The organism is Chryseobacterium aquifrigidense, from assembly GCF_006716485.1.
In the GTDB taxonomy this organism is placed as follows: Bacteria; Bacteroidota; Bacteroidia; order Flavobacteriales; family Weeksellaceae; genus Chryseobacterium; species Chryseobacterium vietnamense.
The window spans coordinates 543,534-559,759 of record NZ_VFPD01000001.1 but is presented as its reverse complement, the minus strand read 5'-3'; the positions used below and the strand labels follow the sequence as shown (position 1 = coordinate 559,759).

Sequence of the window (16,226 nt, the reverse complement as noted above, 5' to 3'; positions counted from 1 at the left end):
TGGGAATCGTTTTTTTATTTTATTTCTTTCTCTTCGATTTAGATTTTGCTTTTTGCTGAGCTCTGTTGGCTCCAAACTTCTTAGGTGCTTTTCTCTTGGAAGGCCCACCCCAGTTTTCTTTGGTATTTTTAGCTTTTTTCTCATGGAATGCGCCTCCTCCATCATTCAGTTTTACCTGTGCAGGGTTTTTCATAACTACCTGCTCTTCTTCAGCGGCGATCTTTTTAGGATTGATCTTAACTTCCTCAGGGAATTCATTAAATTTCAATTCCTTATCCATCAACAACTCAATATCAAGAAGCAAAGGTTCTTCTTTTTTCGTTACAAAAACCAAAGCTTTTCCTTCTTTATCAGCTCTACCTGTTCTACCGATTCTGTGGATATACTGCTCCGGAATATCAGGCGTTTCAAAATTGATTACATGTGTAATATTTGAAATATCAAGACCTCTTGCCATTACGTCCGTGGTAATCAGACCTCTGATCTCTTCATTCTCAAACCTCTTCATTGCTTTTAGTCTGTAGTTCTGCGATTTATTCGAGTGAATCACATCAAACTGTTCAGGGAAGAGCTCATCGATTTTAGTAAAGAGCAGGTCGGCATGTCTTTTATTATTATTAAAAATCAATACTTTGGACATATCAGCATTGCTTTTCAGTAAATGTTCAAGCAAATTGATTTTAGTATTAAAGTTTTCAACTTTGTAACCAGTTTGTTCAATTTTTTCAAGTGGTGTTCCTGATTTTGCCAGTGAAATTTCGATTGGATTGGCAAAATAGACATCCAGCATTTCATCTACAGCTTCTGTCATGGTGGCAGAGAAAAGAATGTTCTGTCTCTTCTCTTTCATCATTTCAAAAATGTGAGTAAGCTGTGGTCTGAAACCAAGGTTAAGCATCTCATCGAACTCATCAATGATCAGCTTCTGAACTTCTTTCAGGGAGATCGCATTATCTATGGAAAGGTCCATCACTCTTCCCGGTGTTCCTACCAGAATATCACATCCATCGTTGAATAACAATTTTTGAGTATTGATATTTTTTCCACCGTATATTCCGATTACTCTTGCAGTAATATTTTCTGTCAGTTTTTCAAGGATTTCCGTTACCTGCACCACCAATTCTCTTGTAGGAACAAGTACTAAAACAGTTGGATTTCCTGTTTTACTATATTTCCAGGTTTTCAGAACGGGTAAAAGATAAGCCAATGTTTTTCCGGTTCCGGTCTGTGCAATTCCCATTACATCTCTTCCCGAAAGAATAGGCTTTAAGCTCTTCTCCTGAATTGGAGTAGGTTCAAATAATTCCAAATCCGCTAAAACATCAAGAATTTTAACCGGAAGGTCAAAATCCGCAAAAGTGAGTTTTTCCATTTTGCAAAGATAGGTATTTAATTACAAGTTGAAAATTAGAGGTGGCAGATATTAGGCAGCAGGCTGCAGAGAGTAGCTATCTGATTATAGGGAATCACTACCAAATACACTGATATTTCTAGCAACAAAGAACAACCAGCAACAAATTAATCACTCACTCACCTTTACACTATTGACTTTAATTTTAATATCATCATCTTCCCATTTGCTGGAGGTAACGATAACATATCCTTTCTTTCTCGGATCTTTTTTGATGGGAAACTTATCTTCTTCCCATTGATTACAGTGCGTTGAGATAGAAGGCAATAAAGGTTTCCAGCCCGTTTTATTCAAAGTATACACATAAAACGGATGCCAGCAGCTGGTACACCAGTTCGGGTAAAATCCGATCTCATCTTTCCCGTCATCATTAAGATCTCCTAAATTATACAGACTTCCCTGATTGGCAGGCGTGATCGTTATAGGTTTTATATTTTTATCACTGAAATAAATTGTTGTTTCACACTTCCCTTCACATTCCTCACCACAGTCGCTGACTTTTGTGTAAGCATATTCTTTTGTTCCGTTTCCGTCAAAATCTCCCTGAAGTTTCTCTTCGGTTCCTTGCTGGGCAATACAATGTGAGCTGAATAAGGTAATGGCTGTTATAATAAGTGTTTTCATAGTTTTGTTTTAAATGTGGGAGGCGGGGTTCGGGTTAGGAGTTCGGGATTCGGGTTACGTGGTTCGAGATTCGAGGTTCGTGGTTTGTGGTTCAGATTGTATGTTATCATGCAGAATAGAAAATAATAAAATCTTCAACTTTAATTTTGTACTACTTTCTCGTTACTCTCAGTAAAAGTATGAGAACTAAAATGACTGAAAAGATAAAGCCTAAAACTGCTACCAAAGATAATTCTCCAATTCTTGGCCCTGATTCGGAAGAAAAAACAATGGCTGTAGCAATAATATTTGCTCCTAAAATCATGGCAAGAATCAGATTTACCACACTTGATTTGATGAGCTGATTGGTCTTCTCTATATTTTTGATTTCGCTGGAAACGGTGAATTTATTATCATCCAGTTTTTGAAGAACAGAACGGAGTTCTTTAGGGATTTCATCTACATTATCTGTGAAATTCATCATCCGGTCCATTCCTGTTTTTAAAAGATTCTTAGGACTGATTTTCTTGGTGAAAATCTTTTTGGTGTAAGGATGAAGACTTTTAACAATATCAAGATCAGGATTAATACTCCTTCCCACTCCTTCTATCAGGCTGATTCCTTTGAATAAAAGATAAAAATAATCCGGCATATAAAGCCTGTTGTCCTTCAAAATATCTTTCATCTTGTTGATGATCACCTGTACATTAATATCCTGTAATGATGAACTGTGAACAAAATTCAGAATTTCCTCCACATCGTTTTCAAAACGCCTTTCATCAGGTATTTCATAGCTTATCGCCATTTTTTTAAGTGAACGGACTATTTTATGGGAGTTTTTGGCGACGAAGCTTACAATAAGATTTTCAAGAATTTCTTTATCATTAGGCTGAATTTTCCCTACTGCACCAAAATCAATGAAAACAATTTTGCCGTCTTTTCTCACTAAAATATTTCCGGCGTGAGGATCAGCATGGAAAAATCCATAGTCTAAAATCTGTGATACAAAGAGTCTCAATCCAGCTTCTGAAACTTTTACAGGATCGATATCATTGACCAGCAGAACAGATTTATCGGTTACTTTGATCCCATCAATAAATTCCATACAAAGAATATTGTTGTTGGAAAACTCTTCGTACACTTTAGGAACATATGTTTCCTTATTATTTTTAAAATTCAGACGGAACTGCTGGATATTATTTCTTTCATTGATGAGAGAAACTTCTTCCAGTAAAGATCTTTCGAAAGTAGAAATTGCCTGTTTCAGATTCAGTTTTTCTCCTATTTCGGAATAAGCAGATATGAGCTTTTCAATATCTTTAATCAACAGTAAATCATCTTCAATAACTGACTGTACATTGGGCTTTCTCAATTTTAAAATCACCGGACTGCCATCCAGCAGAACAGCTTTGTAAACCTGTGCAATGGAAGCCGTGGCCAGAGGCTTTTTCTCAATTTCACGGAAATAATCTTTAACGGAAATATTAAATTCACTTTCCAGCGCTTCTTCTACGTCCATATCTACCGTATCCACTTTGTCCTGAAGTTTCTGCAGCTCCTGGATCAATTCCGGTGGCAATAAGTCTTCCCTGTTACTGAATGTCTGACCCAATTTTACAAAGGTTGGTCCAAGCTCTTCGAGAGCAAGTCTTATTCTTTCATAAACGGTTCCTTTTGAAATAATTTCATCGGAATGACCAGAAGCTTCTTCCTGCTTATTTCCATTCATTCTGGCCAAAAGATCTTTGAATCCATATTTACTTAGTACGGAAATCAGTCTTGCGGATCTTTTCAGTTTTCTTTGAGGTTTATCAAACATAGTGTATCAATAGTAGGTGCAATTTACTCCAAAAATTGTTCCTTTATGAAAAGAATGATGACAACATCGCTAATGAATAAAATTAAAAATAACAACACATAATCAGCATTTTAAAGGATAAAATACATCAATATCAATAAAAACACATCATATATTATAAAAATTAATATATTTACAACATACAAATTAAAACAATTCAAAAGTATTAAAACATGAAAAATTTACGCAACAACAAACTTTCAAGAGAACAATTAAAAGGAATTGCAGGAAGCGGAATCATTATCGGAAACTGCTCAAACCAATGCTGCCCTACAGATGGAAGACCGAAATGTCCTGGACTGATCTGCCCTGCTGTAGTATGCCCTCAGTATATGTAAGATCATATTTTATATAGAATTATACAGTACCCGAAGAAATATTCTTCGGGTATTTTTTTTACCCTGAAAAATGCCTATGTACCTCAATTTCTGGCACATTATTTCCATCTGAAAAGAAAAAATACAAATATTTAATTACAACACTATGTTAAAAAAAATTATTTCAGCTGGTCTTATTTTGTCAGCAGTTCTGTTTACAACACACGTAAAAGCACAGGTAGCATCAGCTAGATCTATTGCAGAGGTAGCCACAAAAGAAATGAGCTATTTAGGGCTTACAGAATCACAGGCAAATAAGGTTACAGAGATCAATAAAATGACAGCAGATGCACTTATTTCTCTTGATAACAAAGCTGGTGACAACAGCAGTTCCCAGAATAATAAAATGATCGCTGACGAATTTGTAAGCATCATTGCCCAACGTCACCAGGCGATGGAGCAGATTCTTACTCCTGAGCAGATGGCTGTAGTAAAGCAAGACAGAACAGAAAAGATTGCTCTTTTCAGAACATTGATTATGGTTCCTATCCTGGATCTGACTGAAAGACAGGTTGAGCAGGTATACGAGATCAACTTCAAAGGAGTACAGAAGGTTCAGAAAGATTTTGGAAAGCGTCTTAACAAGAAAAATGCAGGTCCTGAGGATGCTGACAGCAATAAGGCAAAAAAGGTTATTATCAGTGATTTTAAAACACTGGATAAAGATTTTAAAAATATCTTAAGTCCCGAACAGTATGAGGTGTATAAAAACAACCAGGATATCATCAGAGAATCGGCTAAGAAAGGATAATTCAGCGCGTTTGAGTAGTTAAAATTTCGGGGCGGCTCCATAGGAGCCGCCCCGAAGTTCTTTATTTAAGATACGTTTCGTAAAGATCTTTTCTCCTGTCTTTCATGACCTGTACAGAACCGTTATGATGGAGGTCTTTCAATAGGTTCAGATCTACATCTACAATCAGGGTCATTTCGGTATTTGGAGTAGCTTCTCCTTTCACAGCATTGGATGGGAAGGCAAAATCGGAAGGAGTAAATACGGCAGCCTGTCCGAACTGAATGTCCATATTGTTGACCTTCGGAAGATTTCCTACACAACCGGCAATGGCAACGTAGCATTCATTTTCAATGGCTCTTGCAGCAGCGCAGTGGCGTACTCTCATGTAGGCATTCTGAGTGTCTGTAAGATAAGGAACAAACAGGATCTTCATTCCCTGATCAGCTAAAATCCTTGGTAATTCCGGGAATTCTACGTCATAGCAGATGACAAGACCTATTTTTCCGCAGTCGGTATCAAAAACCTTGATTTCATTTCCGCCTTTCATTCCATAATACCTCTTTTCGTTCGGAGTAATGTGAATTTTTCTGTATTCATCCACACGGCCATCCCGGTGAAGAAGATAGCTTACATTATACAAATCATTATTGTCATTATCGAAAACAGGCATACTTCCGGAAATGATATTCACGTTATAACTGATTGCCAGTTCAGAAATTTTATTTTTAATCTGTTCCGTAAGCTTAGCCAGCTCTATCATACTGTCTCTTTCAGAAAGATTGTTGAAAGGAGCAAGCAAAGGAGTGTTAAAGAGTTCCGGGAAAAGAACAAAGTCTGATTTGTAATCTCCCATTACGTTTACAAAGAATTCTACCTGCTCATAAAAGGCTTCGATATCTTTAAAATGCCTCATCTGCCATTGCACCAATCCAAGCCGGATAATACTGTCCTGCATGGTATTCGGTTTTCTGCTGTAATAGATGTTGTTCCATTGTAAAAGAACTGCATTTTCTCTGGAAGCTTCATCTTCCGGAAGATATTTTTTCAGGATTCTTATCGGAAGAAAATTATTGGAAAGCTGGAAAGAAAGTACCGGGTCATAAATCTCTTTATCCCTTACTTTTCTGATATATTCTCTTGGGGAAAATTCGTGGCTGTATTTGTGATAATTCGGGATTCTACCGCCCAGAACAATGGATTTCAGATTTAAGTGTTCACAAAGTTCTTTTCGGGCATCATACAATCTTCTTCCCAAACGGAGTTCACGAAATTCAGGATCTACAAAAACTTCAATTCCATACAGGACATTTCCTGTGGAAGTATGTGTATTGAATGTATAATTTCCTGTAATATCGCTGTAGGTATGATCATCTCCAAACTCATCATAATTGACGATGATGGAAAGCGCTACAGCAGCCAATTTACCGTCTACTGTAATACAAATCTGTCCATTAGGGAACATTTTTGTAAGCTTATCAATACTTTTTTTGGACCAAATGGACTCCGACATTTGCGGGTAGGCCCTTTTCATCGTTTCCGCCAGTTCATCATAATCCTGAAGAGTCAGGTTTCTTGTTTCTATTTGCATCTGATGTAATTTTACTTAAATTTAGGGAAAATATTTTACTTAAATCCTTATACAAAGTACTTCCCAAACTATTTATACAAAATTTAACAGTGGATATCACCGAAACTTTACAGGCAGCAGTTTACTCAAATAATTACTGGAAACATTCTGATTTCAGCTCTGTTATGGAGGCACTTATACCCCATTATAACATTGATATAGAAATGGATACAGAAAAAATAACTATCCTGCGCCTTGAAAATAAAATCATCGCATATATCTGTTTACATTATCCTCTGATTTTTATCGAAAGTCAACATGCTTTACAAGTAAAAAATATTCTTCATACATTTCATGATATAGAATACATTATTGTTGATACTCTCTCTAATCCATATCTATCTGTAAATCCTGATATTTACAATGTTTATTTTGACCTTATGGAAAATTTAAATGCTTTTTCTGCTGAAGATTTTTATTTTTACAACGTCAATTAAAAATCATTTTCGTCCGATTACATTAAAGCATAATTAGCAGACCGCTCCTCCGGAGCTTTATTTTTATAGGAACTTCTTTTTTCTACTAACAGCAGATCCCGACGGGATCAAATCCAGCTCCAATGGGAGCTAACTGTTAATAGGACATATTTGTTTTAAAATTATAGCTCCGGAGGAGCGACCTGTTAATTTATGCTGTAAATATTGATATTTCAATGTATTTATACTTTTTATCGAACAGTAATGATTATTATTAAATTTAAAAGCTGATGAAACCATACGCAGTAACTTTACTCATAAGTATCACCATTATTTTTATTCTAAGAATTTTTTATTCAGACTCAATGATCAATGTTTCACACAATATAAACATATTTTCAATATCTGAAATAAGTCCTCAGGAAACCAAAAGATTAGTTTATTTCTATTTAATAGGAGCGGGATTATTAAATTATCTAATCTTCCATAAGCATATCCTCTTTAAACTGTTATATTGCTTGTTAATTGTTATCAATATTATCCTGATCGTCTTTTCATTAAAACAGTTTTAACAAAAAATCCCACCCAAAACGGGCAGGATTTATATTTTAAGTTCAGCTCAAAGATTATTCCCACTCAATCGTTGCAGGTGGTTTACTTGAAATATCGTAAGCTACTCTGTTGATTCCTCTTACTTCGTTGATGATTCTGCTTGAAACAGTATCCAAGAACTCGTAAGGAAGTCTGCTCCATGTTGCCGTCATAAAGTCGATGGTGTTGGCAGAACGAACTACAGCTGTGTATTCGTAAGTTCTTTCATCTCCCATTACTCCAACAGATTTTACCGGAAGAAGTACTACGAAAGCCTGAGATACTTTTTCGTAAAGGTCATTTTTATATAATTCTTCAATGAAGATATCGTCAGCTTCCTGAAGGATTCTTACTTTCTCAGCATCTACCGCTCCCAATACTCTGATTCCTAATCCAGGACCTGGGAAAGGGTGTCTGTATACCAGGTGGTGAGGAATTCCCAATTCTTCTCCTACTCTTCTTACTTCGTCTTTGAAAAGTTCTCTTAATGGCTCTAGCAACTCGAATTCCATATCTTCAGGAAGTCCTCCCACATTGTGGTGAGACTTGATTACTGCAGATGGTCCGTTGACAGACTGGCTCTCGATAACGTCAGGATAAATAGTCCCTTGAGCAAGAAATTTAGCCCCTTCAATTTTGTGAGATTCTTCGTCAAATACGTGAATAAATTCGTTTCCGATGATTTTTCTCTTCGCTTCAGGATCGTCTACTCCAGCTAGTTTTGAAAGGAATCTTTCCTGAGCATCCACCATTTTAATGTTCATATGGAAATGCTCTCCATACTGATCCATTACTTTTTTGCCTTCATCCTTTCTCAATAAGCCCGTATCTACGAAGATACAAGTCAACTGATCACCGATTGCTTTGTGGATCAAAACAGCAGCTACAGAAGAGTCTACTCCTCCTGAAAGCCCAAGGATCACTTTGTTGTCTCCTACTTTCTCACGGATTTCCTCAACTGTTTTCTCGATATAGTTGGTCAGTTTCCAGTTTTTCTCTGAGTTGCAGATTCCGAAAACGAAATTTTCAAGCATTTTCCCTCCTTCTTCTGTATGAGATACTTCCGGGTGGAACTGAACACAGTAGATTTTACTTTCTTCGTTAGAGATAGAGGCAATTACTCCTGATTTTGCATTTAATTCAAAACCTGCAGGCAATTCTCCTACTTCGTCAAAGTGGCTCATCCAAACGACAGAGTTCTGAGTCACTCCCTTTAATAAAGAGCTTTCTTTAACGATCTCTAAGTTGGCCTTACCATATTCTCCTTTTTCTCCTTTGTTTACTTTACCTCCTAAAAGGTGAGCTGTCATCTGCATTCCATAGCAGATCCCCAGTACAGGAACTCCCTGTTCGTATAATTCTTTTTCAACCAGGTGGGCATTTTCCGCATTTACAGAACTTGGTCCACCGGAAAGGATGATTCCTTTTGGCTGTTTTGCTAAAATATCTTGTAATGGTGTATTGTAAGGTAAGATTTCAGAGTACACGCCCATCTCACGGATTCTTCTTCCGATAAGCTGGTTGTACTGGGATCCGAAATCTAAAATAATAATACCGTTGTTCATTTTGATAATTGATAAATGATGATTGATAATGATAGTGCTAATGGCTTCTTGCTAATGGCTTTTGGCTTGGAGATTATCTCCCAATACACATTCCGCCGACTAATTTCTAACCTCTTGCTTCTACCTTCTAATTATTAACTGTTTTACAAAAAAAGACTTGGAATGACTCCAAATCTTTTTTCGTGATTTTTATTAAAACTTTCCGATGTCTTCTCTGTAGAAGCCGTAATCGAAATGTACGTGAGCTGCATCTTCGTAAACTTTTTTGCGGGCATCTTCGTAGGTAGCGCCTGTAGCCACAATGTTCAGTACTCTACCGCCATTGGAAACCACTTTATCACCTTTGGTGACAGCTCCTGCATATAACAGTTTACTATGTTTCAATTTGTCTTCTCCTGTAATTTCGAAACCTATTTCGATATTTCTCGGATAACCTCCTGAACACATAACAAGGCAAACTGCTTTTTCGTCTTTAAACTTAAGCTCAATGTCTTTTCCTTCCATACAGTCCTGGATCACATCTAAAAGATTGTTTTCCATTAACGCCATCAATACCTGAGTTTCAGGATCACCGAATCTCATGTTGTATTCCAGAAGGTAAGCTCCGTTTTTCGTTACCATCAATCCGAAGAAGATGATTCCTTTAAATCCGAAACCTTCAGCTTTAAGACCTTTAACAGTAGGTTCTAAGATATTTTTCTCAAAATCTGCATAGTGTTCCTGAGTAAATTCCGGGCTTGGTGCTACTGAACCCATACCTCCTGTATTAGGTCCTGTATCTCCGTTTCCAGCTTTTTTATAGTCTTTTGCTGCTACACATGGGAATAATTTTTCTCCGTTAGAGAAAGCAATGATAGAAGCTTCAAAACCTTGTAAATATTCTTCAATAACTAAACGGATACCAGCATCACCATAGATTCTTCTGATCATGAAGTCATGGATGGTAGCTTCAGCTTCTTCAAGGTTGTCACAAATAACAACACCTTTTCCACCTGCTAAACCGCTAGCCTTGATTACCAAAGGATATTGCTGTGTCTGCACATATTCTTTAGCATCGTTGTATGAATCAAATACGACAGCCTTAGCTGTTTTGATATCATAGGTCTGCATAAATTTCTTAGAGAAAGCTTTACTTCCTTCCAGGCTTGCTACTTTTTGATTAGGCCCGAAAACTTTAAGATCATGCTTTTTAAATTCGTCCTTGATACCCGCTACAAGAGGAGCTTCAGGACCTACGATCGTAAGATCAACTTTTTCTTTAATAGCGAAATCTCTAAGTTCTTTGATTTCTGATAAATGAACATTTTTCCCTATTACATCGGTAGTAGCATTCCCGTTGGCAAAAAACATTTTAGAAATTCTTGAGTCATTCTGAAGCTTTGCCGCTAAAGCAGATTCTCTACCGCCTTCACCTATGATTAATATTCTCATACTTTATTTATTATCTAGTCTTATTTTACAAATATATAATTTTGAATGCTAAAAATACAATCCCCAATTATTTTTTAATTCTATTTTAATTAGTGGAAAAAGTGTCTCACCCCTGTAAACATCATCGGGATCTTGTGCTCGTTTGCAGCCTCAATACTATCCTGATCTTTTACACTTCCACCAGGCTGAATAATCGCCTTGATACCTTCCTGAGCGCAGAAATCTACCACATCACGGAAAGGGAAAAACGCATCTGAAGCCAATACCAAATCTCCTGAGAATTTTTCTTTAGCTCTCTCGATAGCCTGCTGAGTAGCCCAGATTCTGTTTACCTGTCCGCCACCGATACCGAATGCCTGAACTCCGTTGGAAACCACAATCGCGTTAGACTTCACATATTTTACCACTCTCTGAGAGAAAAGTAATGCTTTTTTCTGTTCTTCAGTAGGCTGTACTTCAGTTACCACTTTGATATCATCTGAGAAGTGAAGGTCATTATCCTGAACAAGGATTCCTCCGTCTACTTTCACCCAGGTCTGTTTGTCTGAAACAGGGTTTACGATTTTGATGATTCTCAGGTTTTTCTTTTTTCTTAAAACTTCAAGGGCTTCCTCATCAAATTCAGGAGCCATTACAATTTCAAGGAAAGTTTTGTTTAATTCTTCCGCTGTTGCTGCGTCAATTTTATAGTTCATTGCAACAATTCCGCCAAAGATAGAAACCGGGTCACATTCAAATGTTTTCTGATAAGTCTCCAATGCTGAAGTTCCGATAGCCACTCCACAAGGGGTAGAGTGTTTTACGGCACAACAAGCCATTTCTTCTTTGAACTCAGTAACTACTTTCCAGCAAAGGTCCATATCACGAAGATTGTTGAAAGAAAGTTCCTTACCTCCAAGCTGTTCGAAGTCTTTCATAGCTCCATTCTCGAAAGTAGAAACGTAGTAAGCTGCTGTCTGATGAGGGTTTTCTCCATATCTTAGGTCAGCAACTTTTTTGTAAGAAGCATTTAAGTATGTAGGATATTCTTCATCTAAAAGCATTCTTGAAATTGCTGCATCATATGCAGAAGTAAGGTTGAATACTTTTCCTGCCAGTTTTTTACGGGTTTCGATATACGTATCACCGTTCTGTTCCATTTCAATTTTCACTGCTGCATAATCTTCAACATCAGTGATTACTGTAACAGAATCAAAGTTTTTAGCTGCAGAACGAAGCATTGAAGGGCCTCCGATATCGATAAACTCTACTTTCTCATGTAAAGAAATGTCTTTGTTTACATTTTCAAAGAAAGGATAAAGGTTTACGATCACCATGTCAATCAGACCAATTCCGTGTTCCTGAACGGTTTTCATGTGCTCTTCGTTGGTACGAACAGCCAGCAGCCCACCGTGAACTTTCGGGTGTAGAGTTTTCACTCTTCCATCCAACATTTCAGGGAAATTGGTTACCTCATCAATCTGAATAGGATTTAAACCAGCGTCTTTCAAATGTTTGAACGTTCCTCCTGTGGAGATCAACTCATAATTCTGAGCTTCCAAAAACTGCGCGAATTCTACTAATCCACTTTTGTCAGAAACACTGATTAAAACTCTCTTTTTACTCATTTTACTTTCAATTTTTTACTTTTTACAGCTATTTCAAACTGTGTTCGGGTCTTTCACCTCCGAACTTACTTTTATTTTACTTAGATTTCTTTGATATCACGTCAAAAATTCTTGATTTCTGACACCCTTCCAAAGGAAAGGAATTAGTTTCCCAGAACCTTATTGATGGCCAGCGGGAAAATTTCATATTCAATCTGGTGAACTTTCTGAGCCAGGGTTTCAGGAGTATCATCAGCGGTTACTTCAAAAGATTTCTGAAGAATAGCTTCTCCCTCGTCAATGCCCGGTGTCACAAAATGTACAGTCGCCCCACTCTCTACTTCTTTAGCTTCAATAACTGCATTGTGAACGTTCATTCCCCACATTCCTTTTCCTCCGAATTTCGGAAGCAAGGCCGGGTGAATATTGATTATTTTACCATTCCAGTTTTCGCAGAATTCAGATTTTAAGATGGATAAAAATCCTGCCAATACAATAAGGTCTGTATTTTCAGGGATTACTTTAGCCAATTCACTGCTGAAATTCTTTCCTCTTGGAATGAGTATGTTTTCTATATTATGATTCTTGGCTCTTTCCAATCCGAAACATTCTCTGTCTGCTACCACCAAAGTTACTTTTGCATTCCGGATTTCTCCTGAGTCAATAGTATCAATGATTCTCTGCAGATTGGTTCCTGAACCGGATACGAGTACAACGATATTCTTCATATTTATTTTATTAGCCTTGTCAAGGTTTAAAACCTTGACAAGGCTTTGAATGTTATTAACTAGCCCCGATTGCAGCGGCATCCTTTTTTTGAAATGGCTTTGTAAAAAAGCACCGGCAAAAAAGATATAGCGGAAAGCGGGATTAAGCTTCTAAAACTTTAAATTGATTTTCTCTGCTCCTTCAGTAATTTCTCCGATTTCGTAAGCATCATCTAAAAGGTGCAATACTTTTTCAGCATGTTCAGCATCTACAACGATTACCATTCCTACGCCCATATTGAATGTTCCGTGCATTTCTTCACGTGTCACTCCGCCTCTTTTTTCAAGTTCAAGCATCACACTAGGAATTCTGATTTTTTGTTCATCGATAGAAGCACAAAGTCCTTCAGGAATAATTCTAGGAACGTTTTCGTAAAGACCACCTCCTGTGATGTGAGCAATTCCTTCTACTTTCACTTCTTCCAATACTTTATGGATATCCTTATAGTATAGTCTTGTAGGAACTAAAAGTGTTTCATATAAGGGTTTTCCTTCAAATTCTTCTTCAAAGTTCGGGAATACTTTTCTTACTAAAGAGAATCCGTTTGAGTGGAATCCTGAGCTTGGTAATGCAATAATTTTGTTTCCAGCTTTTATCTTAGAACCGTCAATGATCTGGTCTTTTTCTACGATTCCTACACAGAATCCTGCAACATCATAATCTCCCGGCTGGTACATTCCCGGCATTTCAGCAGTTTCTCCGCCAATCAAAGCACAGTTGTTATCCTTACAAGCGGCAACCATTCCTAAAACGATTTCTGCAGCGATTTCAGAATCTAGCTTTCCACAAGCCAGATAATCTAAAAAGAATAACGGTTTTGCTCCGTGGCAAAGGATATCGTTGGCACACATTGCGAAACAATCTACCCCAATAGAATCGTATTTTTTGGTATCTAACGCTACTTTCAGCTTTGTTCCCACTCCATCTGTTCCTGATACAAGAACCGGATTTTTGTATCCACCGATTTCATAGAAAGCACCAAAACTTCCCAAGTGGTTCAGTACATTGGAATTGTGGGTTTCACCGACCGCTTTTTTGATCTTGTCAACCGTTTTGTATCCTTCTTCTTTGTCTACTCCTGCTGATTTGTAAGTGTTGCTCATGTCTGCTTAGATTTTTAGATTCAGATTTCAGATTTCATACTATTTATGATCTAGTAACGGTTTCCGGAATCTTATTATCTTTTAATATTTCAATTACTTTTATACTCGATTTTAGAAAACAAAAAAGCCGACAATCTTTTCAGATTATCGGCCGTTATTTTATCTCAGAATTTCAGAGCCCACAACTTTCCCTTTATGAGAAAAATATTGTTTATAGGAGGTCTGAATTTTCATCTCTTTTCTTTTTGCAAAAATAGTAATTTTAAATGAATATTCAAATTCTATTTTTCAAGGATTGTTTCAATGGCTGCAATCTTCTTTATTTTTTCTTTTAACTCACTGTCTTTCTCTTCATTAGAAATTTTCTGAGCTGCTTTATCAAAGTTATCATTAAAGAAAGGAAGTGAAAAAGTTTCCACCACATTTCCTCCATGGAAAGGGAAACGCTTTGATGCTGCTTCCAAAACTCCTGCTCCACCTCTACCTCCGGGAGATGTAGACATCAATAGCATAGGTACTTCATTCCAGACTGTTCTGTCTTTGATTCTGGATACCCAGTCGAATACATTTTTGAATGCTGTAGAGTACGTTCCGTTGTGCTCTCCCAGAGAAACCAATAATAAATTTGCACCGTCAATTTTTGCTGCAAAATCATGAGCTTCCTGTGGAACACCACCTGCTAATTCTCTTTCATGTTTATAGATAGGCATTTCAAAAGGATTTAAATCGATCACTTCTACTTCTGCATTTTCAAATAATGTTGATGCATATGCTACCAACTGTTTGTTCATTGAAGCTTCTGAGTTACTTCCTGCTATTGCTAAAATTTTCATAGGTGAGGTTTATTTTAAGATTACAAATTTAGTTTTTTATTTAAGATAAGACGGCAGTTCCATTGGGACTTCCATTAATAATACTTCAGTGTCTTCTACTGCTTCAATATTAAAGCTCTGTGTATCCCAGATTCCCAACCCGTCTCTTTCATTCAGAACGCGGTCTCCGATTTTTGCACTTCCTTTTAAAACAAATGCATACACTCCGTTTCCTTTTTTGTTGAGCATATAATTTTTGCCATTTCCTTTTGTAAAGTTGGCCAAGTTGAACCAGGCATCCTGATGAATCCAAACTCCGTCATCATTTTTATTGGGAGATAAAATCTGTTGGAATCCATTGATTTTCTCGCCTTCTTTGATGCTTTTCTGATCATATCTCGGTTCAACATTCTGTTCTTTTGGGAACACCCAGATCTGAAGGAATTTTACCTCCTCGTCTTTATTTTTATTGTATTCACTGTGCATTACACCGGTTCCGGCGCTCATCACCTGAATTTCTCCTTTTCTGATCACCGCTGTGGTTCCCATTGAATCTTTATGCTCCAGATCTCCTTCCAAAGGGATTGAAATAATTTCCATATCTCTGTGCGGGTGTGTTCCGAAGCCCATCCCCTGAGAAACGGTATCGTCGTTTAATACTCTTAAAACTCCAAAATTTGTTCTGTCTCTGTTTTGATAGTTGGCAAAACTGAATGTATGGTAAGAATTCAACCATCCGTGGTTGGCATGGCCTCTTGAATCTGCTTTATGATATACTGTTTTCATTTCTGTGATTATTTATAGTACAAATGTACGGCAAGCAGGTGTTTAAAAAGTTGATGTAGGTTAAGAAAGGAAATTTGGAGAAGTTAAAAAGGTTGAGAAAGCTCAGAAAGTGAGGATCATTTTAGGTTGGATTACGCAAAGACGCGATTTTTTTACTTTCAATATGTTTTTAAGGCGCAAAGATTTTATCTGCGATAAAATTTTATACCGTATATTTTTTCTTCTAAAGGTTGATGGATTACACCAATTGTATAAATAAGTGCAAAAACATCTGTGTTATCGGTGAAAATCTGCGGGAGATTATTATATTCTGAAGATCGAAAACAAATAAATATATAAAGGATAAATATTAAGTTTTGGCTAAAGCCAATGGATTAATACTTAAAGAGAAAGCGGGCTAAAGCCCGCTCCTATTGATACTTATTTAAACCAGTTAACTCATTCCTAATACCCGAGATTAATGATTAACAAAGGTTTTCTTAATGATAGCCCTTCGACAGGCTCAGGGTGACAACCCGAATACTAACCGGAATTTTTATGCGATGTCAGGCTGAGCCTG

General features: G+C 37.0%; 14 protein-coding genes. 3 read left to right on the top strand and 11 right to left on the bottom strand.

Features of this window, described 5'->3' with window-relative positions; translation table 11 throughout:
* Positions 1-19 precede the first annotated feature (19 nt).
* The 3 genes from FB551_RS02455 to FB551_RS02445 form a co-directional block, all read right to left on the bottom strand.
* Entirely contained in the window at positions 20-1,372 is a 1,353-nt protein-coding gene (locus FB551_RS02455) for a DEAD/DEAH box helicase (protein WP_047431998.1), read from the bottom strand.
* 150 nt (positions 1,373-1,522) lie between these two features.
* Complete coding sequence (locus FB551_RS02450; protein ID WP_226798600.1) at positions 1,523-2,035, bottom strand: hypothetical protein; 513 nt, start codon at positions 2,033-2,035, stop codon at positions 1,523-1,525.
* A 151-nt stretch (positions 2,036-2,186) separates the two neighbouring features.
* A complete protein-coding gene (locus tag FB551_RS02445) occupies positions 2,187-3,833 on the bottom strand; it encodes an ABC1 kinase family protein (RefSeq protein WP_142014641.1) in 1,647 nt (548 codons plus the stop codon).
* Positions 3,834-4,045: 212 nt separating this feature from the next.
* Here FB551_RS02445 and FB551_RS23160 point away from each other — a divergent pair, with 212 nt between their 5' ends.
* Together FB551_RS23160 and FB551_RS02440 are read left to right on the top strand one after the other, a co-directional pair.
* Complete coding sequence (locus tag FB551_RS23160; protein WP_167497813.1) at positions 4,046-4,210, top strand: hypothetical protein; 165 nt, start codon at positions 4,046-4,048, stop codon at positions 4,208-4,210.
* 145 nt (positions 4,211-4,355) lie between these two features.
* On the top strand, positions 4,356-5,000 hold the full coding sequence (locus FB551_RS02440; protein ID WP_142014638.1) for a hypothetical protein: 645 nt from the start codon (positions 4,356-4,358) through the stop codon (positions 4,998-5,000).
* 61 nt (positions 5,001-5,061) lie between these two features.
* On the opposite strand, the gene FB551_RS02435 is transcribed toward FB551_RS02440, so the two are convergent.
* Positions 5,062-6,570, bottom strand: coding sequence for a bifunctional GNAT family N-acetyltransferase/carbon-nitrogen hydrolase family protein (locus tag FB551_RS02435; RefSeq protein WP_142014635.1), 1,509 nt, complete (start codon positions 6,568-6,570; stop codon positions 5,062-5,064).
* A gap of 89 nt (positions 6,571-6,659) precedes the next feature.
* Between FB551_RS02435 and FB551_RS02430 the strand changes: the two genes are divergently transcribed.
* Positions 6,660-7,046 carry a hypothetical protein gene (locus FB551_RS02430; RefSeq protein ID WP_142014632.1) on the top strand — a complete coding sequence of 129 codons (387 nt, stop codon included), beginning with the start codon at positions 6,660-6,662 and terminating at the stop codon, positions 7,044-7,046.
* Between the two features lie 605 nt (positions 7,047-7,651).
* Here FB551_RS02430 and guaA read toward each other — a convergent pair.
* From guaA to FB551_RS02395, 7 genes are all read right to left on the bottom strand, one after another.
* Complete coding sequence (gene guaA, locus FB551_RS02425; protein WP_142014629.1) at positions 7,652-9,181, bottom strand: glutamine-hydrolyzing GMP synthase; 1,530 nt, start codon at positions 9,179-9,181, stop codon at positions 7,652-7,654.
* Positions 9,182-9,373: 192 nt separating this feature from the next.
* Positions 9,374-10,612: a phosphoribosylamine--glycine ligase gene (gene purD / locus FB551_RS02420; protein WP_047432016.1), complete on the bottom strand. Its 1,239-nt coding sequence runs from the start codon at positions 10,610-10,612 to the stop codon at positions 9,374-9,376.
* Positions 10,613-10,701: 89 nt separating this feature from the next.
* Entirely contained in the window at positions 10,702-12,219 is a 1,518-nt protein-coding gene (gene purH, locus FB551_RS02415) for a bifunctional phosphoribosylaminoimidazolecarboxamide formyltransferase/IMP cyclohydrolase (RefSeq protein ID WP_047432019.1), read from the bottom strand.
* Positions 12,220-12,362: 143 nt separating this feature from the next.
* Entirely contained in the window at positions 12,363-12,926 is a 564-nt protein-coding gene (gene purN, locus FB551_RS02410; protein ID WP_115956561.1) for a phosphoribosylglycinamide formyltransferase, read from the bottom strand.
* A gap of 150 nt (positions 12,927-13,076) precedes the next feature.
* Positions 13,077-14,069, bottom strand: coding sequence for a phosphoribosylformylglycinamidine cyclo-ligase (gene purM, locus FB551_RS02405; RefSeq protein WP_047432021.1), 993 nt, complete (start codon positions 14,067-14,069; stop codon positions 13,077-13,079).
* A 281-nt stretch (positions 14,070-14,350) separates the two neighbouring features.
* Positions 14,351-14,902: an NADPH-dependent FMN reductase gene (locus FB551_RS02400; RefSeq protein WP_142014626.1), complete on the bottom strand. Its 552-nt coding sequence runs from the start codon at positions 14,900-14,902 to the stop codon at positions 14,351-14,353.
* 36 nt (positions 14,903-14,938) lie between these two features.
* A complete protein-coding gene (locus FB551_RS02395; RefSeq protein WP_047432027.1) occupies positions 14,939-15,667 on the bottom strand; it encodes a pirin family protein in 729 nt (242 codons plus the stop codon).
* Between the last annotated feature and the right edge of the window lie 559 nt (positions 15,668-16,226).

What these genes read in the sequence shown, in the direction of transcription:
- FB551_RS02455 (WP_047431998.1), bottom strand. Translation starts at nt 1,372, where the DNA reads ATGGAAAAACTCACTTTTGCGGATTTTGACCTTCCGGTTAAAATTCTT.
- FB551_RS02450 (WP_226798600.1), bottom strand. Translation starts at nt 2,035, where the DNA reads ATGAAAACACTTATTATAACAGCCATTACCTTATTCAGCTCACATTGT.
- FB551_RS02445 (WP_142014641.1), bottom strand. Translation starts at nt 3,833, where the DNA reads ATGTTTGATAAACCTCAAAGAAAACTGAAAAGATCCGCAAGACTGATT.
- FB551_RS23160 (WP_167497813.1), top strand. Translation starts at nt 4,046, where the DNA reads ATGAAAAATTTACGCAACAACAAACTTTCAAGAGAACAATTAAAAGGA.
- FB551_RS02440 (WP_142014638.1), top strand. Translation starts at nt 4,356, where the DNA reads ATGTTAAAAAAAATTATTTCAGCTGGTCTTATTTTGTCAGCAGTTCTG.
- FB551_RS02435 (WP_142014635.1), bottom strand. Translation starts at nt 6,570, where the DNA reads ATGCAAATAGAAACAAGAAACCTGACTCTTCAGGATTATGATGAACTG.
- guaA (WP_142014629.1), bottom strand. Translation starts at nt 9,181, where the DNA reads ATGAACAACGGTATTATTATTTTAGATTTCGGATCCCAGTACAACCAG.
- purD (WP_047432016.1), bottom strand. Translation starts at nt 10,612, where the DNA reads ATGAGAATATTAATCATAGGTGAAGGCGGTAGAGAATCTGCTTTAGCG.
- purH (WP_047432019.1), bottom strand. Translation starts at nt 12,219, where the DNA reads ATGAGTAAAAAGAGAGTTTTAATCAGTGTTTCTGACAAAAGTGGATTA.
- purN (WP_115956561.1), bottom strand. Translation starts at nt 12,926, where the DNA reads ATGAAGAATATCGTTGTACTCGTATCCGGTTCAGGAACCAATCTGCAG.
- purM (WP_047432021.1), bottom strand. Translation starts at nt 14,069, where the DNA reads ATGAGCAACACTTACAAATCAGCAGGAGTAGACAAAGAAGAAGGATAC.
- FB551_RS02400 (WP_142014626.1), bottom strand. Translation starts at nt 14,902, where the DNA reads ATGAAAATTTTAGCAATAGCAGGAAGTAACTCAGAAGCTTCAATGAAC.
- FB551_RS02395 (WP_047432027.1), bottom strand. Translation starts at nt 15,667, where the DNA reads ATGAAAACAGTATATCATAAAGCAGATTCAAGAGGCCATGCCAACCAC.